Below are 23,471 nucleotides of genomic sequence, written 5' to 3'. Positions count from 1 at the left end.
ACTCGGCGATCATCTCGTCGAATCAGACAGGAGCTTTTCATGAAAAAACTGCTTGCCGCCCTTGCCGCTGTCGCGGCCTTCTCCGCCCAGGCTGCCGATGAGCTGAACGTCGCCGCGACGGCCGTTCCGCACGCCGAGATCCTCGAATTCGTCAAACCGCAGCTGGCCGAACAGGGCGTCGACCTGAAAGTGAAAGTCTTCACTGACTATGTGCAGCCAAACATCCAGGTGGCCGAAAAGCGCCTGGACGCCAATTTCTTCCAGCATCAGCCGTACCTGGATGAATTCAACAAGGGCAAGGGCACCGAACTGGTCAGCGTTGCTGGCGTGCACATCGAGCCTTTCGGCGCCTATTCCAGCAAGTTGAAGTCGCTGGAGGAGCTGCCCAATGGCGCCACGGTCGTCATCCCCAACGACGCCACCAATGGCGGCCGTGCCCTGCTGCTGTTGCAGAAGGCGGGTGTGATCACCCTGAAGGACGGTGCCGGCATCACCGCCACGCCGAAGGACATCGCCGAGAACCCGAAGAACATCAAGATCCGTGAGCTGGAAGCCGCCACCCTGCCACGCGTGCTGACCCAGGTCGACCTGGCGCTGATCAACACCAACTACGCGCTGGAAGCCAAGCTCAACCCGACCGAGGACGCTCTGTTCATCGAAGGCAGCGATTCGCCTTATGTGAACATCCTCGTGGCCCGTCCGGACAACAAGGACAGCGCTGCCATGCAGAAGCTGGCCGAGGCGCTGCACAGCGAAGAGGTGAAGCAGTTCATCAATGAGAAGTACAAGGGTGCCGTAGTTCCGGCGTTTTAATTGCAAGTCAGCTGCCGCCCTTAGAACCCCGCCCTGTGCGGGGTTTTTTATGGGAGGGTCGCCGGACAAAAAAGGAACCTGGGCATAGCGAGCAATCCTTTAAGTGAATTGATTCATGTCGCGGACCGCCTGCTGTTGAGCCCGACCGGTCAGTGCGTCAGTCTTCAGTGGCCAACTACCTCCATGGACGGAGCCAACATGCACGCGCAAGCGACCCAGATTTACCTAGCCATTAAGGGCATCAAACAACCCCACCTCTTCGACATCCAGCTGACCCATCTGTAGGGAGTTACAAAGGATGCGAAATATCTTTGCTCGACTATTCGGCCTTTCCTTACTCGCGACAGCACTGAACGCCTGCAGCTCTATGGCCACGCTCACTGGTGACAGGTTTACGTTTGAAGGGCAGCTACCCGCTAACTTCTCCATGCGTGCCCAAGCGCATTACGGCGTCGCCAACGACTGTAAGGGTCGCAGCCAGGCACGCTCATTCGAGAGTGGCTTTCAGAGTACATCCCAGCAGTATCGCTTCAGCATTCCCGTCAGCTACCGCGACGGCCTCTGCGAAATGCAGCTGGCCCGAGTTGGGCTATACATTCATGGCCGCTACGGCGACAAGGACTGGCAACGCACCTATGACAATGGCGGCTTGGTGCTGGTCGAGACACTGCCGCAAGGCGCGCCTGCTTTTGATAGCGATGGCCACCTGAGCAAGACGGCTGAATGCACCTGGCTGTTTCAGGTCAGCAAGCTCTACCTTGAGCTATCGAAATTGCTGAGCTGCAAAGGAGCGGGCGCTCATCTGGTGCGTGACGAGTTGCCGGGCAAGACGGTTCGGTTGGATATTCAGACCGACCCAGAGGAACGGCCGTACAGAAACGACACATGGCTCAAATTTCCGGAAGGATGGAAGCCATGTTTACCAAAAGAAGGTTGGCAGCGTTGCCAGATGCCGCCGGTATTCAAAACGTTTCAAATGAACGGTCAGAAATGCACCGTCTATCCCAATTGCAAGAATGATCAGGGATGAATGACATGAACAAAGCGGGAAATTCGAAAACACTGGTCTGCCCTCAACGAAAGGACTGGATCAGCTTTCGCCTGGTTGACGAACATGGTGACGGAAAGCCTTACGCAAGACTTAGCTATACGCTGCACGACAGCCAGCGGCAACGATATCAGGGAACGCTAGTGACGGTTTAGCAATCATTAGTGGCATTCACTGCGGTCCAGCAGTTCTTGATCTGTCCACGCTGGACAGCGGCGAAATTGATTCGTGGTACGAAGAACTGACCATCAGAGACTCCTTCAAGATACCTCTGACCAACTTGCAGATCGCTGCTGAGCAATCCCCATCTGGCCCCCGCCGATCTGATGGCCGTACCTATCTGGCAGAAGAGCGCGCCGTACTGGAAAGCGCTCACTTTCTGCGCGTAGAAGTTAGCGACCTGGTCGAGGCCAAGGGGCATCTACCCGACCCTGATCCAGCCTGGCAGCCAAAGCCTTCCGCCATGCTTAAGCACAACGCTGGGCAGGCGTCCAAGTGCACCGGCATAGCACTGAAGCCCAATTGTCATCAGGTATTGGAAGTCAAGGCGCTCCGGGCCTACAGCCCGCTGCTCTCGCGCGACAAGAATTTCTGCGCAATCAACGCCTACCATTTGGCCGTAATGAGCACCTTCGTGTATGCGCCGTTCGGCGAACCGAAGCAGCCGGATGGTGCTTATGCCTCCAGTCCGCCCCCCTATAGCCGCAGCGGGAGCATTGGGCATGTGCTGCGCGAGCAACTGGCCCGGCTGGAAAAAGCCACGACGTTCGATAACGCCAGTTACCAGCTGCTCTACGAAGAAGTGCCCTATTCCAAAAGGCTGGAAATCATGCCCTATGATCCGGATCGCTATCAGAGCGAGGCCGTTAAAGGCTGGGCTAATCCCGAAGACGTGCATTTTCTCTACGATGAAGAGACGGACTCCCAGGCCTTCATCGCCCATAACGACAAGCTCATGCTCATCTCGGTGCGGGGCACACTGGGAACGCCAGATATATTGCGAGATCTTGACGCCCGCCAGGTCCCGTACGCTGAAGGCACCGGTCAAGCCCACCGAGGATTTTATGACTCGTTCCAGGCCGTCAAGGTTTTCGTTCAGCGCTATATGGAAGCCTTCTACACTGGCGAGCAGACCCTAATCATTTGTGGGCACAGTCTCGGCGGCGCCGTTGCATTGCTCTTAGCGGAGTGGATCAGAATGCTCCCATCACAACCGCAGATGATGCTGTACACCTTCGGCGCCCCACGCGCCGGCGACCGAGCCTTTGTGCAAAGTGCCCAAGGGCTTGTCCATCACCGCCTCGTCAATCACAACGACCCTATCCCCGCCGTCCCCTTCACCTGGCTGGATGCCGAGTGGAAGCTGGCCAGCGCCGGTACCGTGGTGCTGTTCAGCTCACCCTTGCTGGGTGTGGCGCTGCTCCTGGGTGGGCTGCTCAACCTGCAGGGCGACCCATACGAGCACCATGGTCAACAACGCCACTTCGTGCCCCGCAAGCCCAACGGTGGCAGCGAAGCCTCCATACTCTGGCAACCCGACTGCGCATTGATCGACGAACAGGCCTGTGCGCGTTATGCCGGTGCGATTGATCTGCAGGGCGACATGCCAAAGCGAATGGCCTTCATCGAACAGGCTTTCGCCGGCGCAGAGCATTCCTCCGACAGTGGCTACAGCCGTGCCATGCTCACTACGCTGCTGCGCTGGCATGCAAGCGTTGAGGAGCGGGAAGGTGTCTTGTTTACGCCCGGTGAGATCCACGACATCGACCGGTTGATCCAGCTCGCCGAAGCCGAGCTGGACAGTTGGCAGCCGCGAGATTTTATGGAGTTTCGCCGGGCAGTAAGAGTGCGCCACGACTCTCGCTTCTATAACAAATCCGATTTGGAGCTCCGCCAGATGTACGACGCTGGCATCGCCCTGGCACGCTCCCTTAGCAGGCAACAACGAGCAGCGCTGGGGCGTGCGAAAGAACGGCTGCTAAACGAGGCGGGCAGACGCCTGACCGCGACCAACGTGTTCGGCGACTTGATTAATCGGGGCGACTTGCCCGAATTGGTCGCCCAATGGCGAGCACTGGAACAAAACCAAAGAGCTGAACAACTGGCCGAGATAACGAGACGTCCGGAACGCCGATACGCCTGAGAGACGGATTCGACAAACTCGGTTAAGCGGACGGCCCAGGATGCTTAAAGCAGAGACGGTGCCCGAACGTATCTGCCTTCTTGCCCTTTGGATTAGTCAGCTTCGACCCACCACCTCCGTGTGCGTTTAGCACCGGTGCCTGGCGAAGCGCGGCCCACACGCTAAACACATTCCTGCAATCTTGACCATCCGGGCACCCTCGCACAGCACGTTAGCGCACCACCACCAGTGGGTGCCCTCGCTCGGGATGGCGCTGCACCAGCACGTCCAGGCCGAACACCTCACGCAGGGGCTCTGTTTGCAGCACGGCTTCGACCGAACCCTGCAGATGCGCGCGCCCTTCGTGCAGCAGCAACAGTCGATCACAGTAGCGCGCCGCCAGGTTGAGGTCATGGAGGATCACCAATACGGCCGCGCCGCGCTCGGCAAAGCCGCGTACCGCCTGCAAGGTGCTGTGCTGATGCAGGGGATCAAGGGCAGAGGTCGGCTCGTCGAGCAGTAGTACCCGGCCTTCAGCGCCGGGCCAGAGCTGCGCCAGGACGCGGGCCAGGTGTACCCGCTGCCGTTCACCTCCGGACAGGGACAGGTAGCTGCGATCTTCGAGGTGGCTGGCATCGGCGGCCGCCAACGCCTGTTCGACGATGAGTAGATCCGCCGCGCGCCCTTCGGCGTGCGGCAGCCGGCCCATGGCGACCACCTCTTCCACGCGAAAGCCAAAGCTCAGGCTGGACTGCTGTGGCAACACGGCCAAACGCTGGGCGCGTTCGCGCGTCGGCCAGTCATGTAGGGGACGATCCGCCAACAGGACCCGCCCGGCATTGGCCGCGAGTTCACCGCTGAGGGCACCGAGCAGGGTGCTCTTGCCTGCGCCATTCGGCCCCAGTACGCCAAAGATCTCTCCAGCCCGCAGGTCCAGGTCGATGCCCTGCAGGACGCAACGTGTACCGCGGCGCACCTCTAGGTTCTCCGCGCGGAGCATCAGTTGCGCCCCCTGACCAGCAGGAACAGGAAAAAGGGCGCGCCGAGCAGCGCCGTGACGATGCCGATTGGCAGCTCGGCCGGTGCCAGCAGCAGGCGCGCCAGCAGGTCGGCAAACAGCAGCAGACTGGCACCCGCCAGCGCCGAAGCGGGCAACAGTACGCGATGATCCGGCCCGCTGAGCAGGCGAATCAGGTGCGGCACCACCAGGCCGATAAAGCCGATCAGCCCCGCCGCGGCCACCGCCGCACCGACGCCGAGGGCCGTAAGAAACACCAGCTCGCGCTTGAGCCCCTCGACCGAAAAGCCGAGGTGGCGCGCTTCGGATTCGCCCAATAGCAACGCGTTGAGGGCGGCTGCCCGGCGCGGCAACCAGAGCGCGACCCCGGCGGCAATCAGCAGCAACGGCCAGAGCCGTGCATAGCTCGCACCGTTGAGGCTGCCAAGGTTCCAGAACGTCAAGGTACGCAGCGTGGCGTCGTCGGCGAGGTAGGAGAACAGGCCGATGGTGGCCGCTGCCAGCGCGGTCAATGCAATCCCCGCTAGCAGCATGGTGGCGACGCTGGTCTGACCGTCGCGCCGGCCCAGCCGATACACCGTGGCAGTCACCGCCAGCCCGCCGGCGAAAGCGCTGGCTGACAAGAGATAAGGCTCGAACGCAGCTGGCATACCACCAACGGCGGAGCCAAAGACGATGGCCACCGCGGCGCCTAAAGCCGCGCCACTGGATACGCCGATCAGCCCCGGGTCGGCAAGGGGGTTGCGAAATAGTCCCTGCATCGCCACGCCGGTCAAGGCCAGCACCGCACCGACCGCGAGCCCCAGCAGCGTGCGCGGCAAACGGATCTGCCCGAGGATAAGTTCGGCCTGGGCCAGCTGCGGATCGGCGTCGCCCATCCCCGCGAGGTTAAGGACTGCGCGCCAGGTGTCGCCCGGCGCAAGGCTGACCGGTCCCAACGCCAGCGACAACCAGACGGACAGCAGCAGCAAGACCGCCAGCAGTGCGAACAGCGGGCGTGGGGATAAAACGCGGGTCATCGGGATATGTCGGTAAGGGCCTGCGCGTGAGGATAAAAGGCTGCGGACAGCGCCGCCAGCTCTGCAGGCAAGCGCGGCCCGAGCCCGCCGACCAGCAGGGTCGGGTCGAGGCTGTAGATCCGCGACTCGCGCACCGCACGCAACGAGGCCAAGGCAGGGTGACGGGCCAGCAGGGCCTCACGCATCGCGTCGCCCTGGAGGCTGCGGTCGGTGATGATCAGCACATCCGGATCGAGCGCGGTCAGGGCCTCGCTGGAGAGCGGCTTGAAGCCGCTGTGGCTGGCCCGATTACGACCGCCGGCCTGATCGATCAGCCAGTCGGCACTGGTTTCCTGACCGCCCACCAGCAGGTTCCCGCCACCCTGCCCCAGCAACAGCAGCACGCCGGGCGCCGCCTGTGCGGCCCGGGCCTTGGTGATCCATTCGTGCTGGTCTTTCAGCCGTTTTCGATAGTCATCTAGCAACTGCGTAGCGCGCGCGGGTTCACCCAGCAGGCGGCCCAGCGTCTCGAGATTGCTGGACAACGCCTGGGGGTCTGGCGCGGCAGAGAGTGTCGTGACCTCGACGCCAGCGCCGCGTAACTGCTCCAGCACGGTCGGCGGGCCCATCTCTTCCGTACCGATCAAGATCTCGGGGCTCAATGCGAGAATGCCTTCTGCCGCCAGCTGGCGCTGATAGCCGATGCTCGGCAGCGCCTGCACCGAGTCTGGGTGCTGGCTGGTGGTGTCGACACCGACCAGCCGGGACTCGCCGCCCAGGGCGACCACCCACTCGGTTAACGAGCCGCCCGCACTGACCCAGCGTTGCGGCAATGATTCGCCGTGAGCCGCAGCGCTGACCAGCACCAGCAGTAGTGACGCCACTGATTTGCGCATGCTCATCCCTCCAACGCGGCCGGCGCTTCGGCCAACGCACGCCAATCGTCACGCTCGGGAATGCCGGGTTTGCGGGCACCGAACAGCTGGACCACCAGCTCGCCGTCGGCATCGAACGCCTCCAGGCTGGTGATCACGCCATCGCTGCTCGGCTTGCGCACCCGCCACAGCTCGGTGATGCCGCGGGTGTCGAGATGCAGGTTGAAATCCGGATCCAGCACGTTGAACCAGTGGTGCATCCAGCGCAGGTTGTTGACCGGCCCGGTGTGGATCTGGATGCAGTGACGATTGCCGACGAACACCATGATGGGCATCTGCGCAGCGGCTGCGCCCTCGAACAGCACCGGCAGCTCGTTTAGCGGCAAGCGCTCGGCCCAATCGCGCCCCGCCAGCCGCAGCGCCTGGGTGCGTTGCGCACCGTGCTTTTTCAGCAGCGCGAAGAAATGGTGGGTGTCCTTCAGCTCGGCCCAGCCGTGACGCAGGGACTCGACATCGATCTCATCATCGGCCAGATCTTTCGGTTTCGGCCCGCGCGGCTGCAGATCAAGCACCACGTTCTGAGCGGGCGCGGCGAAACGCTCGACCAGCGCCTCCCAGGCGTCTAGAGCGCTGGTCTCGGTCAGATAGACCTTGTGCACCGCGACGCCCTGGTGATCGAAGACTTGCAGGCTGCGCTGCATGCCTTTCGGAGTCTGCTCGTCGATCGCAAATGCGCTGGACCAGCCGGCGAGAAACAGGCGCAGGTCGATGTCTGGCGAGACCACCAGCCCCATCTGCCCGCCGCCGCCAATGCTCGTCTCCCGGTAGATGCCCTTGCGCTCATGTACACAATTCTCGTTGCGCGTCAGCGCCATGATTCGGCCGAGCGACTCAAGGGCAGGCAGCAGTTCGCGCCAATTCGGCTCCAGGCGGGTGGCGTCTATACCCAACCTGCTGGCCACCAGCTCGGCCTCGCTGATCCCCAGCGCAGCCGCCGCGTCGCGAGCGCGCAGCATCGGCTGCGTCTGACGCAGGGCCTGCCAGTTCTGGTACAGCGTGGAAGAAGTAGCGGTAAGCGGCATCTCTAGTGCTTCCTTGAAAAAAGAGAGGGGACGGCCTGCTGACGGGCCGGAGGCAGCAAAGCTTACAGCCAATTCAAACTCATTATCAAATGCGAATGATTTACATCTGCTGAATTCAAGCCTAGGATCTGCCGCGCCAAACTGCACAGGAATGCATCCCATGAAGTACAAGCCTTGCCTCTCTTCCCTTGGTTCAGGCCTTGCGCTGCTGGCCTTCACGCCAGCGATCGCGTTTGCCGCCGAACCCATGCAGCTGCCCAGCACCACCATCAGCGCGACACGCTCGCAGACGCCCGTGGATGAAGTACCTGCCAGCGTGACGGTCATCGAACGCGAGGCGCTCGATCAGCAGAACGTCAACGACATCAAAGACCTAGTGCGTAATCAGCCTGGCGTCTCCGTCGGCGGCACCGGGCATGCTTCTGGAGCAAGCGGCTACAACATCCGCGGCATCGATGGTAATCGCGTCCTGACTCAGATCGACGGTGTCGAAGTACCGGACGCCTACGCCTTCGGACCCTACGCCAACACCCGGCGCAACTACGTCGACCCGGAAATCATCCGCGCGGTCGAGATACTCCATGGCCCGGCCTCGGCGCTTTACGGCAGCAGCGCCATCGGCGGCGCCGTCAGCTATTACACGTTGAACCCCGACGACATCATCAAGCCGGGCAAGGACGTCGGCGCGCGCTTCAAGACCGGTTACAGCTCGGCGGACAACAGCTGGCTGGGCTCGGCCACCGTCGCTGGGCGCCAGGATGCGTTCGAAGGACTGCTGCACTACAGCAAGCGCAGCGGCGACGAAACCGAGACCCAAGGCGGCATCGGCGGCACCGGAACCAGCCGCAGCGAAGCCAACCCGGAGAGCAACGAGGCCTACAACGTGCTGGCCAAGCTCGGCTACCACTACGGCGAGGCCAACCAGCTGAAGTTCACCTACGAGCACTACCGCTCGCGCATGGACGGCGACATCCTGAGTGCCCCGACCGCCTTGTTCGGCTTTCCCACCCAGGCGTATGTTGGCCGCAACGTGGTCAATGAAGTCGAGCGTGAGCGTTACAGCCTGGAGAACCGACTGGCTTTGGACACAGCGATCGCTGACAGCTGGACGGCGCGGCTGAGCTACCAGAACGCCGGCACCGACGAGCGCACCTACCAGCCCAACAGTGCCTCGAGCAAATACCGCAAGACGACCTACCAGGAGCAGAACTGGACGCTGGATAACCAGTTCGACAAGCGCTTCGCCCTCGGCCAGACCGCCCACCACCTCACCTACGGCCTGAGCTATCAGCAAAGCGAGGTGACCGGCCTGCGCACCGGCAGCGCCAATCCGGTATATGCCAGCGACTTCCCTGACCCTACCGTGCAGACCTGGGGCCTGTTCATGCAGGACAGCATCGAATACGGGCGCTGGGCCTTCCTTCCCGGGCTGCGCTACGACCATGAAACCCTGGACCCGAAAGCCACCGCGGCCTACCTGTCCACGGTCAGCGCCGACGAGGTCGACCTCGACGACAAGACCTGGCACCGCGTCTCGCCCAAGCTCGGCATCACCTATGAGCTGAGCGAGCAATACACGGCCTATGGTCAGTATGCCGAAGGCTTCCGCACCCCGACCGCCAAGGCCCTGTACGGCAACTTCACCAACGAGGCGGGCGGCTACCAAGTGATCGGCAACTCAAACCTTGACCCGGAAACCAGCAAAGGCATCGAAGTGGGCCTGCGCGGCCAGTTCGAAAAGGGCCGCTTCGGCCTGGCGGCCTTCTACAACCGCTACCGTGACTTCATTGAAGAAGACGCGCTCGGCGGTGGCGGCAGCTACACCACCTTCCAGTCCACCAATATCGACAAGGCCGTGATTCGCGGCCTCGAGGCCCATGGGCGCCTGGAACTCGATGCCTTCGGCCTGCCTTCCGGCCTCTACTCCCAGGGCTCGATCGCCTATGCCTGGGGCGAGAATCAGGACACCGGCAAGCCACTCAACAGCGTCAACCCGCTGACCGGCGTATTCGGCCTGGGTTATGACGAGGCGGATGGAAACTACGGCGCCCTGCTCAACTGGACGCTGGTCCGCCGCAAAACGCGTGTCGACGACGATACCTACAACGCCGCCGACGGCAGCACTCAGTTCCGCACGCCTGGTTTCGGCGTGCTCGACCTGACCGGCTACTACCGCATCACCCCGGACGTCACGCTGAACGCCGGACTCTATAACCTGACGGACAAGACTTATTGGCTATGGGATGACGTGCGCGGCTACGACAGTACCGGCGAGGCAGGCTTCCTCGCCCCCGCCAACCTCGACCGCCTGACCCAGCCGGGGCGCAATGCCTCAGTGAATATCGTCTGGTCGATCTGACAGACCACAGGCGCGACGCTCAGCCGTCGCGCCCGATCAGTATCGGCAGCTGCTCAGCCAGTTTCTCAGTGCGCAGCGGTCCGCGAACAAAGCCACGCAGGCGACCGTCCGGGCCGATAAGCGCGAGGTTGCCGCCGTGGTCGACGGTGTAGTTTTTCTTCGAGGTGTCCGCCGGGATGAACGGCACGCCAACCGCGTTGGCCAGAGTCTGGATATCGTCCAGCGGGCCGGTGAGGCCGATGAAGCCCGCACCGAAGTAATCCAGATATTTCTTCAATTGCTCCGGCGTGTCGCGCTCGGGGTCGACGCTGACGAGGATCGGCTGGAGCCGCTGATTCACGTCTTCCGGCAGTTTGCCACGCAATTGGCGCAGTTCGGCCAATGTCGCCGGGCAGATATCCGGGCAGAAGGTATAGCCGAAGAAGAGCAGGTTCCACTGCCCTTCCAGCTGCGCCATGGATACCGATTCGCCGCTCTGGTTGGTCAGCGTCAGGTCTGGCACGTCACGCCCTTGGGGCAGCATGACGATGCCGGCATCGAGCAGTTCCGCGGTGTCGAGCTGCTGCTCGGTATTGAGCACCTTGTAAACCGTCAGGCCGATGACCAGCGCGACCAGCGCTACGAGGATGAAGACGGTTGTCTGGATGCGGGTCATGGGATTCCTGTAATGGCTGGGTCAGGCCGGCGAGACGCTCTGCGCCGGCCTAGATGTTCAGCAGCAGATAATGATCAACCAGCAGCGCGATGAACAGCGCGAACAGATACCAGATGCTGAATTTGAACGTCTTGATGGCTGCATGGGGGCGGCTGTCGCGGTAGAGCACGATGGCCCAGAACAGGAAGCGCGCACCCAGCAGCACTGCCGCAGCCAGGTACAGCGGGCCGCTCATGTGGATGGCGAACGGCATGAAGCTCACCGCCAGCAGCACGGCGGTATACAACAGGATATGCACCTTGGTGTAGTGCTCGCCATGGGTCACCGGCAGCATCGGCACGTTGACCTTGGCGTATTCGGCCTTGCGGTGTATCGCCAGCGCCCAGAAGTGCGGCGGGGTCCAGGCGAAGATGATCAGCACCAACAGCAGGGGCTCAGCGGTGACCTGACCCGTCACTGCGACCCAGCCGAGCAGGGGTGGTGCGGCACCGGCCAACCCTCCAATGACGATGTTCTGCGGCGTGGCGCGCTTGAGAAAGCCGGTGTAGATAACCGCGTAGCCGATCAGTGAGGCCAGCGTTAGCCAGGCCGCCAGTGCATTGGTAAAGGTCAGCAACAGGCCCATCCCGGCGACACTGAGCAGCAGCGCGAAGAACAAAGCCGCGGCCGGTGAAACCCGTCCTTCGGCCAGTGGCCGCTTGTGAGTGCGCGCCATTACCGAGTCGATGCGCCGATCCACGACGTGGTTGACCGCCGCGGCGCCCCCCGCACAGAGCGCGATACCAAGATTGCCGAAGACCAGCACGGTCCAGGGCACGCCAGCGCGCGTGGCGAGAAACATGCCCACCAGCGAGGTGATGAGCATTAGCAGCACCACCTTTGGTTTGGTCAGCTCGAGGTAGTCGCGCCAGCTGGCCTGGGCACCGCGTTCGCTGAGTACAGTCGCCATGGGATTCTCCTTATGCGCGGGGCAGGTCGAGCCCGCCCGTCGTGTTCGAATTCAGTCGGGCTTGCAGCAGAGGGTCACGCACGGCGGTGACCTCGGGGCTAAGGCGTAGGCGATAGTTGAGCAGCACAGTCACCAGTAGCAGCAGCGCACCGCCGCCGTTGTGGGCGACGGCGACAGCCAACGGCAGATTGAGCAGGACATTGCTGATGCCCAACCCGACCTGCAACGCCAGTGCCGCCAGCAGCAACGCGGCCAGACGCTGCAACCCGTTGTTCCAGAGCTGCCAAGCGAGCGTCAACAGAATCAGCGTCACGGTGAGCGCGCCGATCCGATGAGTCAGGTGAATGGCAGTACGCGCCTCGCCGAATAGCATGCCGCCGAGGTAGTTGGGGCCAATGTCGTGGTGTGTCAGGTTGAAGGCGTTGGCGAAATCCATCTCAGGCCACCATTCACCGTGGCACGTGGGGAGGTCTGTACAGGCCACTGCGGCATAGTTGCTGCTGACCCAACCGCCCAGCGCGACCTGGACGACTACCGCCAGCAGGCCAAGCATCGCGAGCGCTCTGATCCGGGCCGGTATAGGCCGGATCGCTGGGCGCCGTCCCGACAAGCGCAGGGTCAGCAGGAACAGCAGGCTCAAGGTCGTGAAGCCGCCCAGCAGGTGTGCGGTTACCACCTGGGGCCAGAGTTGCAGGGTCACCGTCCACATGCCAAAGGCCGCCTGGGTGATCACCACGGCCAGCAGCATCAGCGGCAGCTTGACCGGCTGACCCGGCTGCGAACGCCGCCGAAGCGCCTGCACGGCGAGCGCGAGGATCACCAGCCCCAGTGCACCGGCGAAGTAGCGATGCACCATCTCGTTCCATCCCTTGTGCACCTCAACCGGTGCATCCGGGAAGCGCAGCGCCGCCAGGCTCTGGGCCTGCTCGCTCATCGGTACCGCTAGAAAACCATAACAACCGGGCCAGTCCGGGCAACCGAGGCCGGCGTGTGTCAGCCGCGTATAAGCACCGAGCAGCACCACCACCACGGCCAGCAGTGTGGCAACGAGGGCAAGACGGTATCCGGGTTTTGCCATCTGGTTCTCCTTGGTCGACCTCGTTGAGACTCCAGCGAGGCGGCCGAGTGCCTGGGTCAGCCGATCTGGGAGATTTTCAACAGGTGCTTGAGGTCATCGAGAATCCCCTTACCGTTAGCTTTGGCGTCGTAGCGCAGGACCAGATTGCCGTGCGGATCGATGATCCACAGCTGCGCGCCGTCGGGTGCCTCCGGGTTGCTCGCATAAACCGCGGGGTCCAGCGCATAACGCTGCAGCTGAGGGTATTCGCGCTGCAGGCGCTGATAGTAGTCGGCGCTCAATGCCTGCCCGCTCGCCAGCGCATGGCCGGCACGGCCAGCCTCACGCGCCAGGCCGATATTGATCTGCCGCGCCAGATAGACCAACTGCTGGCAGTCTTCAGCGCACCCTTGCGGTGCCGTAACCAGCAGCTCCCAGCGGGGTTCGGCCGCCGTCGGCACCGTCACCCCGAGCGTCTCGCGCCCTTTGCCGGTGGCTACCAAAGCGCCGTCGTAGGTTCGAGTTTCGGGTATCCAGAAGCCGAAGCGATACATCGCCGTCGCCAGCAACATGGGCCCGATCACCACGGCCAGGATCAGCAACAGTTGCAGCCGCCCGCGGCGGCGTTGGGGGTGTACGGGATCGAAGGTCGGATTCATCGCGGTCACTGCTTGCTCCCTCGTGCCTGATGCACGCCGAAGTAAATGAACAACGCCAGCAGCGCCGCCGCCAGCGCAAACCATTGCACCGCGTAGCCCAGATGCTGCTGCGGCTGCATGCTGGTGATCGGCCAGTCCGCCCGGTACGCCGCCGGGCCGGGCTCCAGTCGTAGCTCGTATTCGACGCCATCACGTCCGAGCAATTGCCAGAGCGCTCCGACGTCGACGTGATTGAGCAGCCTGGGCCAACCCTCGGCCATGCGCTCGTTTAGCAAGAACGGCTTGCCGGAAGGTGCGTAGACCCAGGCGGCCAGCTTCAATGGGCGATCCGGCGTGTCGAACTTCGGCGGGATTCGCCGATCCGGCCAGGGGATCCAGCCACGGTTGACCAGCGTCCAGCGACCGCTCGGCTGATCCTGAAAGGGTTGCAACAACTCGACGCCGACCTGGCCGTCGCGGGTGCGGCTGTCCAGCAGGAAGCTGTGCTCGGCATCGAAACTGCCTTGCAGATAGATACGGCTGTAGGCGGGATCTTCGAGCCGCTCGATCTGCTCGGGTCCAACCGGTGCTGCCTGCTGCCGCGCTTCCTGGCGAGCCAGCATGTCGCGCTTCTGTTCGCCGCGCTCCAACTGCCAGACCCCCAGCCAGACCAGCAGCGGCATCAGCGTCAGGACCAGCAACGTTGGCAGCAGACCGGGTTTGAATCCGCTCATGCCGCGCCCCACGGCGTATTGATACGGCTGGCTATACTGCACCCCCACTTGCTCTGCTACGGACTCGCTCATGCTCAAGGCGGCGATCATTCTGTTATTAGTAGCCACGCTGATCAGTCTGTTCAGTGGTCTGTTCTTTCTGGTCAAGGACGAAGGTCGAACCTCCCGCCTGGTGACCGCATTGTTCGTTCGCGTCACCCTCTCCGCCCTGACGATCGCGCTGATCGCCTGGGGCTTCTATTCCGGACAGCTGCACCCGGGTTTTGGCTAGGCCAGGTCCATGTGCAGCGTCATGGCTGGTCGTTCCAGGTCCAGCCTTTGCCGGCTATCAAAGCACGTAGACGAAAATGAACAAGCCGATCCAGACCACGTCCACGAAGTGCCAGTACCAGGACGCCGCCTCGAAGCCGAAGTGCTGCTCCGGCGTGAAATGACCGCGGAAGCTGCGCACCAGCATGATCGACAGGATGATCGCGCCAATGGTCACGTGGGCGCCGTGAAAGCCCGTGAGCATGAAGAAGGTCGCGCCGTAGATGCCCGAGCCAAGCGTCAGCCCCAGCTCGGTGTAGGCGTGAATGTATTCCTCTATCTGCAGGGCCAGAAACGAGGCGCCCAGCAGCACGGTCAGCCCCAATCCGAGCTTGAGGTGTTTGCGATTTCCTTTGCGCAACGCATGGTGCGCCCAGGTCAGCGTGAAGCTCGAGGTCACCAGCAGAATGGTGTTGATCAGCGGCAGCCCGAAGGCACCAATAGTGCCTTCAGGCGCCGGATAGAGCTTGGGATCCGGGTTGTTCAGCAGTGGCCAGGTGTATTCGAAGTTGGGCCAGAGCATATTGCTCACCCCTTTGTCGCCTTCACCCCCTAGCCAGGGGCCGACCCAGTAGCGGATGTAGAACAGCACACCGAAGAAGGCGAGAAAGAACATGACCTCGGAAAAAATGAACCAGCTCATGCCCCAGCGAAACGAGCGATTCATCTGCGCGCTATAGAGCCCGGCTCGGCCTTCGCGAACTACCGCGCCGAACCAGCCGAACATCATGTAAGCAATCAGCAACGCGCCCACGAAGAAAATCAACGGGCCGTTCGACTCGGCGCGATCGGCCTTGAGGTCGTTGAACCAGGTGCCGAGACCAAAGACCGTTGTCAGCAACGCGGCCGTGGCGATGATCGGCCACTTGCTCTGGGCGGGAACATAGTAATTCTCGTGCGTGGTGGTCTGTTGGCTCATTGCAGACTCTCCTTGGCCGCCACCACGGACGCCTGATCAACGACGGCGACGGGAGGTTGGCGAGACGTGATATCGAACAGGGTGTAGGCGAGCGTCAGATGACGCACGTCCGAGGGCAAATCACGATCGACAATGAAACGCACCGGCATTTCGATGCGCTCACCAGGCTGTAGCACCTGCTGGGTAAAGCAGAAACATTCGGTCTTGTGGAAATACGCGGCCGCCTTCGAGGGCGAAATGCTGGGCACGGCCTGTGCCGTCATCGGCTTGTCGGTGGGGTTGTAGGCGACGAAGAGCATTTCTCGGGTGGCGCCGGGATTGACACTGATCTGATCGGCCATCGGCTGGAATTCCCAGACCATCCCTGACGCGTTGGTGGCGAGAAACTGCACCCGTATCTCGCGTGCCTCGTCGGTAATCTGCGTCCCCTCATAGGCACCCGCGGTCTTGCCGTTGATGCCGAAGGCCTTACACATGACGTCGTAGATCGGCACCAGCGCGAAGCCGAAGGCGAACATCGCGACGACCACAATCAATAGCCGGCGGACAAGCCGGGCGGTGGGCAGAGAATCGCTCATCGCGCCCTCCTTGCCGAGCGCGTTTCACCGTATAGCGCACGCTTCGGCTTGGTGCTGTGGTGGTTGTTCTGATGGTCTGAAGTGGAACGTTGCCCGGCCCGACCAGACGCACCCCTCGCCCCCCATAGCGCGGCCTTCAGTCCACCACTGCAGCCATCGGCCAACTCCAGGGCAGCCGTAGCGTGCCCGGTCGAAGCCAACCGGCACTCCACCGCCAGCCTTAAGCGGCCAGCGGCTGCAGCACTATTCATGCTTGGGTCCCGTGCGGTGCTCGTGGAGTTCTTCCATGCTCGGCGGCACGCTGAAGGTGTGATAAGGCGCCGGAGACGGCACGCTCCACTCCAGACCATCGGCACCATCCCAGGGCTTGGCGGCGGCAGCTGGGCCACCGCGAATGCATTTGATGACGATGAACAGGAACAACAGCTGAGTCGTCCCGAACATGAAGGCACCGATGCTCGAGACCATATTGAAGTTGGCGAACATCATGTTGTAGTCCGGAATGCGTCGCGGCATGCCGGCCAGTCCGACGAAGTGCATCGGGAAGAACGCCAGGTTCATGCCGATGAAGCTCATCCAGAAGTGCAGTTTGGCCAGCGTTTCGTCGTACATGTGGCCGGTCCATTTCGGCAGCCAGTAGTACGCCGAGGCGAAGATGCCGAAGATCGCGCCAGGAACCAGCACGTAGTGGAAGTGCGCCACCACAAAGTAGGTGTCGTGGTACTGGAAGTCCGCCGGGGCGATCGCCAGCATCAACCCGGAGAAGCCACCGATGGTAAAGAGGATGACGAATGCCACGGCGAACAGCATCGGCGCCTCGAAGGTGAGCGAGCCGCGCCACATGGTGCTCACCCAGTTGAACACCTTCACCCCGGTCGGCACCGCGATCAGCATGGTGGCGTACATGAAGAACAGCTCGCCGACCACTGGAATACCGACGGTGAACATGTGGTGCGACCAGACGACGAACGAGAGAAAGGCGATGGCACCGGTTGCGTAGACCATCGAGGTATAGCCGAACAGCGGCTTGCGGCTGAAGGCGGGGATGATCGAGCTGACGGCGCCGAACGCCGGCAGGATCATGATGTACACCTCGGGGTGACCGAAGAACCAGAACACATGCTGGAACAACACCGGGTCGCCGCCGCCGGCCGCGCTGAAGAAGCTGGTGCCGAAGTGGATATCCATCAGCATCATGGTCACCACGCCGGCCAGCACCGGCATCACTGCGATCAGCAGGAAGGCGGTGATCAGCCAGGTCCAGACGAACAGCGGCATCTTCATCAGCGTCATGCCCGGCGCGCGCAGGTTGAGGATGGTCGCGATGACGTTGATCGCGCCCATGATCGAGCTGATGCCCATCAGGTGGATGGCGAAGATGAAGAAGGTCACCGACTCCGGCGCATAGGTCGTTGACAGCGGCGCATAGAAGGTCCAGCCGAAGTTGGGTCCGCCGCCCTCCATGAACAGGGTCGAAACCAGCAGGCCGAAGGCCGCCGGCAGCAGCCAGAAGCTGAAGTTGTTCAGTCGCGGCAGCGCCATGTCCGGCGCACCGATCATCAGTGGAATCATCCAGTTGGCCAAGCCGACGAACGCCGGCATCACCGCGCCGAAGACCATGATCAGGCCGTGCATGGTGGTCATCTGGTTGAAGAATTCCGGCTGCACGATCTGCAGACCCGGCTGGAACAGCTCAGCGCGGATGACCATGGCCATCGAGCCGCCAAGCAGGAAGGCGCAGAAGCTGAACCACAGGTACATCGAGCCGATGTCCTTGTGGTTGGTCGTCAGCACCCAGCGCATGAGGCCCTTGGCTGGGCCATGGTGATGGTCATGCCCGGCATGACCATGATCGTCGATCACTGCACTCATCGCTGCCTTCCCCTATTGACTGGCTTCTTCGGCCTGCTTGAAGTCGAGCACGTCTTTCGGCGTGACCATGTCGCCCTTGTTGTTGCCCCATGCATTGCGCTCGTAGGTCACCACAGCCGCAATGTCGACCTCCGACAGCTGCTTGCCAAAGGCCGCCATGGCGGTGCCCGGCCTACCGTTGACGACAACGCTGAGATGATCCTCAGCCTCGCCGGTGGTGATGGGCGAGCCCTTCAATGCCGGGAACATCGGTGGCAGGCCCTCGCCGCCCGCCTGGTGGCAGGATGCGCAGTTGGTCTGGTAAACCTTCTCGCCACGACTCACCAGCTCTTCGAGCGTCCACTCCTTGCTGGTCAGTTCCGCGAGCTTGGCGGCTTCCGCCTTCTTCTCGCCGAGCCAGGCGGCGTAGTCTTCCGGTGTCTTCACGTCCACGACGATCGGCATGAAGCCATGGTCCTTGCCGCACAACTCAGTGCATTGGCCGCGGTAGATGCCGGGCTTGTCGATGCGGGTCCAGGATTCGTTGATGAAACCGGGAATGGCGTCCTTTTTAACCGCCAGGTCCGGTACCCACCAGGAGTGGATGACGTCCGCTGCGGTGATCAGGAAGCGCACCTTGGCGCCCGTCGGAATCACCAGCGGCTCGTCCACTTCCAGCAGGTAATGCTCGCCCTTGGGCTCGAGATTGTTGATTTGATCGCGTGGGGTGGTCAGGTTGCTGAAGTACTCGACATCCTCGCCCAGGTACTTGTAGTGCCACTTCCACTGATAGCCAGTGATCTGAATGTCGACGTCCGATTCGGACGCGTCGTAGATGTGAATCAGAGTGCGGGTCGCCGGGACTGCCATACCGACGAGGATCAATAACGGAATGATGGTCCAGAGCACCTCGACTCGGGTGTTCTCGTGGAAATGTGCCGACTCCAGCCGCTTGGAACGGCGGTGAGCGAGCATCGACCAGAACATGGCGGCGAACACCACCACGCCGATGACTACGCAGATCCAGAAGATCGTCATATGCAAATCGAACACGGAACGACTGACTTCCGTGGCACCGGAGCGCATATTCACGTCCCAGGCCGCCTGGGCGTGACCGAATAGCGACCACAGCCCAATCCCCATCCAAACTCGTGGATGTCGCGACATTGCGGGTTCCCCTTATGGTTCTTGTTATCCCGCCGACTGCTGTTCGTCCGGTCGCCAAAGCGAGCCACGCTCACCTCGACCGCCTGACTACACGCTGATCTGGCTCCCCCCAATTCCTGGGCACCAACCCTCGCTTTGCACGCACAGTCGGATTCAATCGGTACGCTTACGATCGGAGTATAGACAGCCATGCCGGACTGGCAATTTCGTCAACTACTCGCGTTGGCCTGCGCTTCCCGAGGCTGATCGTTCTTCTTCACACCGCGGACATTCATCAGTGCCAGGCACACCTGCAACGTGATCAGCGCCCAGGCCTGGGCGGACCAGCCCCAGATGATCCAAAGTAGATTGCTCAACAGAAAACACCAGAAACCGACCGTCCGGCGCCCCGGCCTCAGCGAGCCGATCAGCCAGGCGGCAAGCACAGTGACCACCATTGCCGGCCATTGCAGTAAATCGAGAAACACGTCCAACTCAGTCCTCCAAAACGAACGGCAACGCATCGGGGCTGCCGATGCGCTGCCATCAGGCGAGCGCTCGAAGCGCGCCCGTACCAGAGAATCAGGGGTTCGCCGCTGTGATTAGTTCCCCTCCGCCAGGCCGGCGAGATGTGCCGCCTGTCGGCGCCGACCTTCCACCCGCCGCGTGAGCGCGCGTGGCTCGATGATCAATCGGGCGCCCTTGGCCTGGTGCGAGCGGTGCCACTCCTCCAGCAGTTCCATGCAGGCATGGTCGATGTAGCGCAGGTGCTCCATCGGCACGTAGAGCCAGGCACCCTGGGGCACAGCTTCCAGCGCTCGCGCCAGCTGCGGCACCTTGAGGAATGTCGCCGCGCCCTGCATGCGCAACTCGACCCGTAGCCCGTCCTGCACCACATTGATCTTCAACCGTGAGGCCTGCCAGGCGAGTTGCGCCAAAGTCAGGGCGAAGCCCACCAGCACGCCGGTCAGCAGGTCGACCGCGACGATGGACAGCGCGGTGACGACATAGATCAGCATGGCCATACGGCCGTAGCGACCCAGTTGGCGCAGCGCCTTGAGGTCGATCAGTTTGAGCCCGGTGTAGACCAGCACGCCGGCCAGACTCGCCACGGGGATGCGCTCCAGCAAGGCCGCGAGCAGGACCACCGCCGCCAGCAGCCAGACGGCATGCAGCATGGCCGACAGCCGCGTGCGGGCGCCGGCCTGGACGTTGGCCGAGCTGCGCACGATCACCCCGGTCATCGGCAGCGCACCGAGCACACCGCAGAGCATGTTGCCTATGCCTTGGGCTGACAGCTCGCGGTCGAAATCGGCCCGCGGCCCCTGGTGCATGCGATCGACCGCGGCGGCCGATAGCAAGGTTTCGGCGCTGGCGATAAAGGCGACGGCCAAGGCGGCGACCAGCAGACCGGGATCGGCGAAGGCCAGCAGATCGGCCGGGCGCAGCCAGCTGTTGTCCGGCACTTCGACGCGGCGCACCTCGAGCCCCAGCCACAAGCCCACCAGCGTCGCCGCCGCGACACCCAGCAACGCGCCAGGCAGCAAGCGCAGCTGTTGCGGCCGGAGCCGGTCCCACAACCCCATGCAGGCGATGGTCAGCAATCCGAGAGATGCGGCAACCAGGCCGTCACCGTTGCCGGCAAACGGCAGAGCCGACCACAGCGCGGCCGGAAAGGCGCTGAGGTTGTCCAGCCCCGAGGCTTCCGGCTGCGCATCCATCATCACGTGCAGCTGCGACAGCACGATCAGAATGCCGATGCCCGCCAGCATCCCGTAGACCACTGCCGGCGCGGTGACCCGGAACCAGCAGCCCAGTTTCAGACGCCCCGCGAGCAATTGAATCGCCCCGGCCAGCAGCAGGATCGGACCGAGCATGGCGGCGCCGTACTGCTGCACCAGTTCGAACACCAGCACCGTGAGACCGGCGGCCGGACCGCTGACCTGCAGCGGCGCGCCAGAAAGCCAGCCCACCACCAGCCCACCGATAATTCCGGTGACTACGCCCTTGGCAGGCGGCATGCCCGACGCGATGGCGATGCCCATGCACAGGGGCAACGCCACCAGGAAAACCACCACCGACGCCATGAGGTCGCGCGGCAGGGTCGCTTTGATCGTTTCTGCATTCATCCAGAGACTCCTCGAACACGCTGCGACGCCAGCAGCGTCGCGTGCGTAGATACCGATTCGCTCAGCCATTACAGGCCGGCGGTGTTCAGGCCTGCAGGTAGCGCGGGGCGGGTGTCGCCACTGGCGACGGCCCGTCGCCATCGAGCGGCGCGAAACGGCCGAGGCTGGCGTCGTAGGCAAGAATTTCGCTGGTCTCGATGCAGTAGACCCAGCCGTGGATCGACAGCTGGCCACCGGCAAGGCGGGACGCTACCGACGGATGGGTGCGCAAGTGGTCGAGCTGAGCCACGACGTTCTCCTCGGTGAGCACCCCCAGGGAATCGCCGGCGGCGCAGTTGCAGTTCTCCTCCACCAGACTGCGCGCCACCTCGCAGTGCCGCAGCCAGGCCTTGACGGTGGGCATCCGCTGCAAGCCGCCAGGGTTGAGCACCGCTTTCATCGCGCCACAATCGGAGTGCCCGCAGATGATGATGTGCTGCACGTTCAGCACCATCACCGCGTACTCGATGGCGCTCGATACACCGCCGTTCATCTGGCCGTATGGCGGCACCACGTTACCGACGTTACGGGTGACGAACAGGTCGCCCGGCGAGCTCTGAGTGATCAGCTCCGGGACGATGCGCGAGTCGGCACAGGTGATGAACATGGCGCGTGGCTGCTGGGCCTTGGCCAGGCGGGCGAACAGCGCCTGCTGCTCGGGATAGACCTCGGTACGGAAGCGGCGAAAGCCATCGACGAGATGAGCGAACGACTCGTCAGCGCTTTCGCCGCGTGCAGGTAATTGGGTGGGTTCGGTGCGAGTGGTGGATTCACGCATGGGCTGGTCTCCTGATGCGGGGCAAAGACGCGCCAGGCCACTAGACCGCCATGCGGCCAGCGTGACTGCCTGGTCACATTTGCCTCGAGGCTAGTCAGCGAGACTTAACTGAAACTGAACGAGCCGCTCTAGGACGAGCCTTTGCGACGAACTAACCAATCGCTAAATGATGGCACCGCGTACCGTTTCGCGCGGCCGGGATCGTTCAGAGCAACGACATCTGCGAACCCGGGACGACGAAGCGACTGCAGTCGAGGCCATAGTTCTGGTCCCGGCGGTTGTAACCCAATCGCTTGCAGGCCAGCTGGAAACGCTGGGCTAGCAGTTGTGCGAATTGCCCCTCGCCGCGCATGCGGCTGCCGAAACGGCTGTCGTAATCCTTGCCGCCGCGTGACTGGCGCACCAAGCTCATGACGTGGGCGGCACGCTGAGGGAAATGTTCCTGCAACCACTCGTCGAACAGCGTCGCCACCTCGTGCGGCAGGCGCAGCAGCACGTAGCCGGCCGAATGCGCACCGGCTTGTCGAGCCGCCTCGAGCATTCGTTCAAGCTCCATGTCGTTGATCATCGGAATCATCGGCGCGCACATCACACTCACCGGCACGCCGGCCTCGTGCAGCGTGCGCAACACCCGCAGGCGTGCCGCGGGCGAGGCGGCGCGTGGTTCCATGACGCGCTTGAGCTCGTCGTCCAGCGTGGTCAGGCTGACCGAGACACTGACCAGCTTCTGCTCGGCCAGCGGTACCAGCAGATCGAGGTCGCGTAGCACCAGCGAGCCTTTGGTGATGATGTGCACCGGATGTTTGAAGCGCAGCAGGATTTCCAATGCCTGGCGCGTCAGCCGCTGCTCGCGCTCCAATGGTTGATAGGCGTCGGTATTGACCCCCAGCGCGATGGGCTGCGGCACGTAGCCGGGCTTGCTCAACTCTTGCTCGAGACGCTCGGCGAGGTTGGTCTTGGCAATCAGACGGGTCTCGAAATCGATTCCCGGCGACAGGTCCCAATAAGCGTGACTGGGCCGCGCGAAGCAATAGATACAGCCGTGTTCGCACCCACGATAAGGATTTACCGAACGATCGAAGCCGACATCCGGCGACTGGTTGCGCGTGATCACACTCTTCGCCGTCTCGCTACGTACCTCGGTGGCGCGGCTCGGCGGCACGTCCTGTTCCCAACCGTCGTCATACGCCTCGCTGCGGGTCGGGGCAAAGCGGTTATCCGGATTGATTGCGGTGCCACGGCCGCGAGGTGTCGTTGACGTAGCGCGCATAGCGACCTCTGGAATACTGTTCATGCATACAGTACACCGTACCAGGCCGGGCACCGCATGCCAACGGTCGGAAAAAAACAAATCAAGCGGGAATTATTTCCAAT

The 23,471-nt window shown here is 62.6% G+C and carries 22 protein-coding genes; 5 read left to right on the top strand and 17 right to left on the bottom strand.

The genetic code is table 11. The features are described from left to right. Window positions 1-39: 39 nt before the first annotated feature. From CH92_RS00590 to CH92_RS00575, 3 genes are all read left to right on the top strand, one after another. Window positions 40-813, top strand: coding sequence for a MetQ/NlpA family ABC transporter substrate-binding protein (locus tag CH92_RS00590; protein WP_025239859.1), 774 nt, complete (start codon window positions 40-42; stop codon window positions 811-813). A 298-nt stretch (window positions 814-1,111) separates the two neighbouring features. Then, window positions 1,112-1,843, top strand: a complete 732-nt coding sequence (locus CH92_RS00585; protein WP_025239858.1) for a hypothetical protein — start codon at window positions 1,112-1,114, stop codon at window positions 1,841-1,843. A 298-nt stretch (window positions 1,844-2,141) separates the two neighbouring features. Then, window positions 2,142-4,004 carry a lipase family protein gene (locus CH92_RS00575; RefSeq protein ID WP_235206180.1) on the top strand — a complete coding sequence of 621 codons (1,863 nt, stop codon included), beginning with the start codon at window positions 2,142-2,144 and terminating at the stop codon, window positions 4,002-4,004. Window positions 4,005-4,215: 211 nt separating this feature from the next. Here CH92_RS00575 and CH92_RS00570 read toward each other — a convergent pair whose 3' ends face one another. Genes CH92_RS00570 through CH92_RS00555 form a run of 4 tightly spaced genes read right to left on the bottom strand, consistent with a single transcriptional unit; the run spans window position 4,216 to window position 7,956 of the window. After that, a complete protein-coding gene (locus tag CH92_RS00570; RefSeq protein ID WP_025239855.1) occupies window positions 4,216-4,983 on the bottom strand; it encodes a heme ABC transporter ATP-binding protein in 768 nt (255 codons plus the stop codon). After that, the gene (locus tag CH92_RS00565; RefSeq protein WP_025239854.1) at window positions 4,983-6,020 is read right to left on the bottom strand and encodes a FecCD family ABC transporter permease; all 1,038 of its coding nucleotides are present in this window, start codon (window positions 6,018-6,020) and stop codon (window positions 4,983-4,985) included. The genes CH92_RS00570 and CH92_RS00565 overlap by 1 nt, the downstream gene beginning before the upstream one ends. After that, on the bottom strand, window positions 6,017-6,895 hold the full coding sequence (locus tag CH92_RS00560) for a heme/hemin ABC transporter substrate-binding protein (protein WP_038622653.1): 879 nt from the start codon (window positions 6,893-6,895) through the stop codon (window positions 6,017-6,019). Before CH92_RS00560 ends, CH92_RS00565 begins: the two co-directional genes overlap by 4 nt. Window positions 6,896-6,897: 2 nt before the next feature. Continuing rightward, window positions 6,898-7,956 (bottom strand): hemin-degrading factor, encoded by a 1,059-nt coding sequence (locus CH92_RS00555; protein ID WP_025239852.1) that lies wholly within the window; start codon window positions 7,954-7,956, stop codon window positions 6,898-6,900. Between the two features lie 151 nt (window positions 7,957-8,107). Between CH92_RS00555 and CH92_RS00550 the strand changes: the two genes are divergently transcribed. Next, window positions 8,108-10,315: a TonB-dependent hemoglobin/transferrin/lactoferrin family receptor gene (locus CH92_RS00550; RefSeq protein ID WP_080689954.1), complete on the top strand. Its 2,208-nt coding sequence runs from the start codon at window positions 8,108-8,110 to the stop codon at window positions 10,313-10,315. Between the two features lie 19 nt (window positions 10,316-10,334). Here the strand turns inward: CH92_RS00550 and CH92_RS00545 are convergent, their stop codons facing one another. The 5 genes from CH92_RS00545 to CH92_RS00525 are packed head-to-tail and all read right to left on the bottom strand — an operon-like array spanning window position 10,335 to window position 14,348. Continuing rightward, window positions 10,335-10,970 carry an SCO family protein gene (locus tag CH92_RS00545; RefSeq protein ID WP_025239850.1) on the bottom strand — a complete coding sequence of 212 codons (636 nt, stop codon included), beginning with the start codon at window positions 10,968-10,970 and terminating at the stop codon, window positions 10,335-10,337. Between the two features lie 49 nt (window positions 10,971-11,019). Further along, on the bottom strand, window positions 11,020-11,919 hold the full coding sequence (gene cyoE, locus CH92_RS00540) for a heme o synthase (protein ID WP_025239849.1): 900 nt from the start codon (window positions 11,917-11,919) through the stop codon (window positions 11,020-11,022). 10 nt (window positions 11,920-11,929) lie between these two features. Next, window positions 11,930-12,997 (bottom strand): COX15/CtaA family protein, encoded by a 1,068-nt coding sequence (locus CH92_RS00535; RefSeq protein WP_025239848.1) that lies wholly within the window; start codon window positions 12,995-12,997, stop codon window positions 11,930-11,932. A gap of 56 nt (window positions 12,998-13,053) precedes the next feature. Then, entirely contained in the window at window positions 13,054-13,635 is a 582-nt protein-coding gene (locus tag CH92_RS00530; RefSeq protein WP_025239847.1) for a hypothetical protein, read from the bottom strand. 5 nt (window positions 13,636-13,640) lie between these two features. After that, window positions 13,641-14,348, bottom strand: coding sequence for an SURF1 family protein (locus CH92_RS00525; RefSeq protein WP_038623221.1), 708 nt, complete (start codon window positions 14,346-14,348; stop codon window positions 13,641-13,643). 70 nt (window positions 14,349-14,418) lie between these two features. Between CH92_RS00525 and CH92_RS00520 the strand changes: the two genes are divergently transcribed. After that, window positions 14,419-14,619: a twin transmembrane helix small protein gene (locus CH92_RS00520; RefSeq protein WP_025239846.1), complete on the top strand. Its 201-nt coding sequence runs from the start codon at window positions 14,419-14,421 to the stop codon at window positions 14,617-14,619. Window positions 14,620-14,676: 57 nt separating this feature from the next. Here CH92_RS00520 and CH92_RS00515 read toward each other — a convergent pair whose 3' ends face one another. From CH92_RS00515 to CH92_RS00480, 8 genes are all read right to left on the bottom strand, one after another. Continuing rightward, entirely contained in the window at window positions 14,677-15,576 is a 900-nt protein-coding gene (locus tag CH92_RS00515) for a cytochrome c oxidase subunit 3 (RefSeq protein WP_025239845.1), read from the bottom strand. Next, entirely contained in the window at window positions 15,573-16,154 is a 582-nt protein-coding gene (locus tag CH92_RS00510) for a cytochrome c oxidase assembly protein (RefSeq protein ID WP_025239844.1), read from the bottom strand. The genes CH92_RS00515 and CH92_RS00510 overlap by 4 nt, the downstream gene beginning before the upstream one ends. Window positions 16,155-16,397: 243 nt before the next feature. Further along, window positions 16,398-18,026 carry a cytochrome c oxidase subunit I gene (ctaD, locus tag CH92_RS00505; protein ID WP_025239843.1) on the bottom strand — a complete coding sequence of 543 codons (1,629 nt, stop codon included), beginning with the start codon at window positions 18,024-18,026 and terminating at the stop codon, window positions 16,398-16,400. Window positions 18,027-18,038: 12 nt separating this feature from the next. Beyond that, window positions 18,039-19,172: a cytochrome c oxidase subunit II gene (gene coxB, locus CH92_RS00500; RefSeq protein ID WP_025239842.1), complete on the bottom strand. Its 1,134-nt coding sequence runs from the start codon at window positions 19,170-19,172 to the stop codon at window positions 18,039-18,041. 209 nt (window positions 19,173-19,381) lie between these two features. Further along, window positions 19,382-19,645 (bottom strand): hypothetical protein, encoded by a 264-nt coding sequence (locus CH92_RS00495; RefSeq protein ID WP_025239841.1) that lies wholly within the window; start codon window positions 19,643-19,645, stop codon window positions 19,382-19,384. 108 nt (window positions 19,646-19,753) lie between these two features. Beyond that, a complete protein-coding gene (locus tag CH92_RS00490) occupies window positions 19,754-21,280 on the bottom strand; it encodes a SulP family inorganic anion transporter (protein ID WP_025239840.1) in 1,527 nt (508 codons plus the stop codon). 85 nt (window positions 21,281-21,365) lie between these two features. Next, window positions 21,366-22,097 carry a carbonic anhydrase gene (locus CH92_RS00485; RefSeq protein ID WP_025239839.1) on the bottom strand — a complete coding sequence of 244 codons (732 nt, stop codon included), beginning with the start codon at window positions 22,095-22,097 and terminating at the stop codon, window positions 21,366-21,368. A gap of 205 nt (window positions 22,098-22,302) precedes the next feature. Beyond that, window positions 22,303-23,367 carry a PA0069 family radical SAM protein gene (locus CH92_RS00480; RefSeq protein WP_025239838.1) on the bottom strand — a complete coding sequence of 355 codons (1,065 nt, stop codon included), beginning with the start codon at window positions 23,365-23,367 and terminating at the stop codon, window positions 22,303-22,305. Between the last annotated feature and the right edge of the window lie 104 nt (window positions 23,368-23,471).

Origin of the sequence: Stutzerimonas stutzeri, from assembly GCF_000590475.1 — a bacterium.
GTDB lineage: Bacteria > Pseudomonadota > Gammaproteobacteria > Pseudomonadales > Pseudomonadaceae > Stutzerimonas > Stutzerimonas stutzeri_D.
The sequence above is the reverse complement of the archived record's forward strand: the minus strand, read 5'-3'. Positions and strand labels throughout refer to the sequence as shown.

Coding starts and splice junctions, on each gene's coding strand:
- CH92_RS00590 (WP_025239859.1), top strand. CDS start 40: ATGAAAAAACTGCTTGCCGCCCTTGCCGCTGTCGCGGCCTTCTCCGCC.
- CH92_RS00585 (WP_025239858.1), top strand. CDS start 1,112: ATGCGAAATATCTTTGCTCGACTATTCGGCCTTTCCTTACTCGCGACA.
- CH92_RS00570 (WP_025239855.1), bottom strand. CDS start 4,983: ATGCTCCGCGCGGAGAACCTAGAGGTGCGCCGCGGTACACGTTGCGTC.
- CH92_RS00565 (WP_025239854.1), bottom strand. CDS start 6,020: ATGACCCGCGTTTTATCCCCACGCCCGCTGTTCGCACTGCTGGCGGTC.
- CH92_RS00560 (WP_038622653.1), bottom strand. CDS start 6,895: ATGCGCAAATCAGTGGCGTCACTACTGCTGGTGCTGGTCAGCGCTGCG.
- CH92_RS00555 (WP_025239852.1), bottom strand. CDS start 7,956: ATGCCGCTTACCGCTACTTCTTCCACGCTGTACCAGAACTGGCAGGCC.
- CH92_RS00550 (WP_080689954.1), top strand. CDS start 8,108: ATGCATCCCATGAAGTACAAGCCTTGCCTCTCTTCCCTTGGTTCAGGC.
- CH92_RS00545 (WP_025239850.1), bottom strand. CDS start 10,970: ATGACCCGCATCCAGACAACCGTCTTCATCCTCGTAGCGCTGGTCGCG.
- cyoE (WP_025239849.1), bottom strand. CDS start 11,919: ATGGCGACTGTACTCAGCGAACGCGGTGCCCAGGCCAGCTGGCGCGAC.
- CH92_RS00535 (WP_025239848.1), bottom strand. CDS start 12,997: ATGGCAAAACCCGGATACCGTCTTGCCCTCGTTGCCACACTGCTGGCC.
- CH92_RS00530 (WP_025239847.1), bottom strand. CDS start 13,635: ATGAATCCGACCTTCGATCCCGTACACCCCCAACGCCGCCGCGGGCGG.
- CH92_RS00525 (WP_038623221.1), bottom strand. CDS start 14,348: ATGAGCGGATTCAAACCCGGTCTGCTGCCAACGTTGCTGGTCCTGACG.
- CH92_RS00520 (WP_025239846.1), top strand. CDS start 14,419: ATGCTCAAGGCGGCGATCATTCTGTTATTAGTAGCCACGCTGATCAGT.
- CH92_RS00515 (WP_025239845.1), bottom strand. CDS start 15,576: ATGAGCCAACAGACCACCACGCACGAGAATTACTATGTTCCCGCCCAG.
- CH92_RS00510 (WP_025239844.1), bottom strand. CDS start 16,154: ATGAGCGATTCTCTGCCCACCGCCCGGCTTGTCCGCCGGCTATTGATT.
- ctaD (WP_025239843.1), bottom strand. CDS start 18,026: ATGAGTGCAGTGATCGACGATCATGGTCATGCCGGGCATGACCATCAC.
- coxB (WP_025239842.1), bottom strand. CDS start 19,172: ATGTCGCGACATCCACGAGTTTGGATGGGGATTGGGCTGTGGTCGCTA.
- CH92_RS00490 (WP_025239840.1), bottom strand. CDS start 21,280: ATGAATGCAGAAACGATCAAAGCGACCCTGCCGCGCGACCTCATGGCG.
- CH92_RS00485 (WP_025239839.1), bottom strand. CDS start 22,097: ATGCGTGAATCCACCACTCGCACCGAACCCACCCAATTACCTGCACGC.
- CH92_RS00480 (WP_025239838.1), bottom strand. CDS start 23,367: ATGCGCGCTACGTCAACGACACCTCGCGGCCGTGGCACCGCAATCAAT.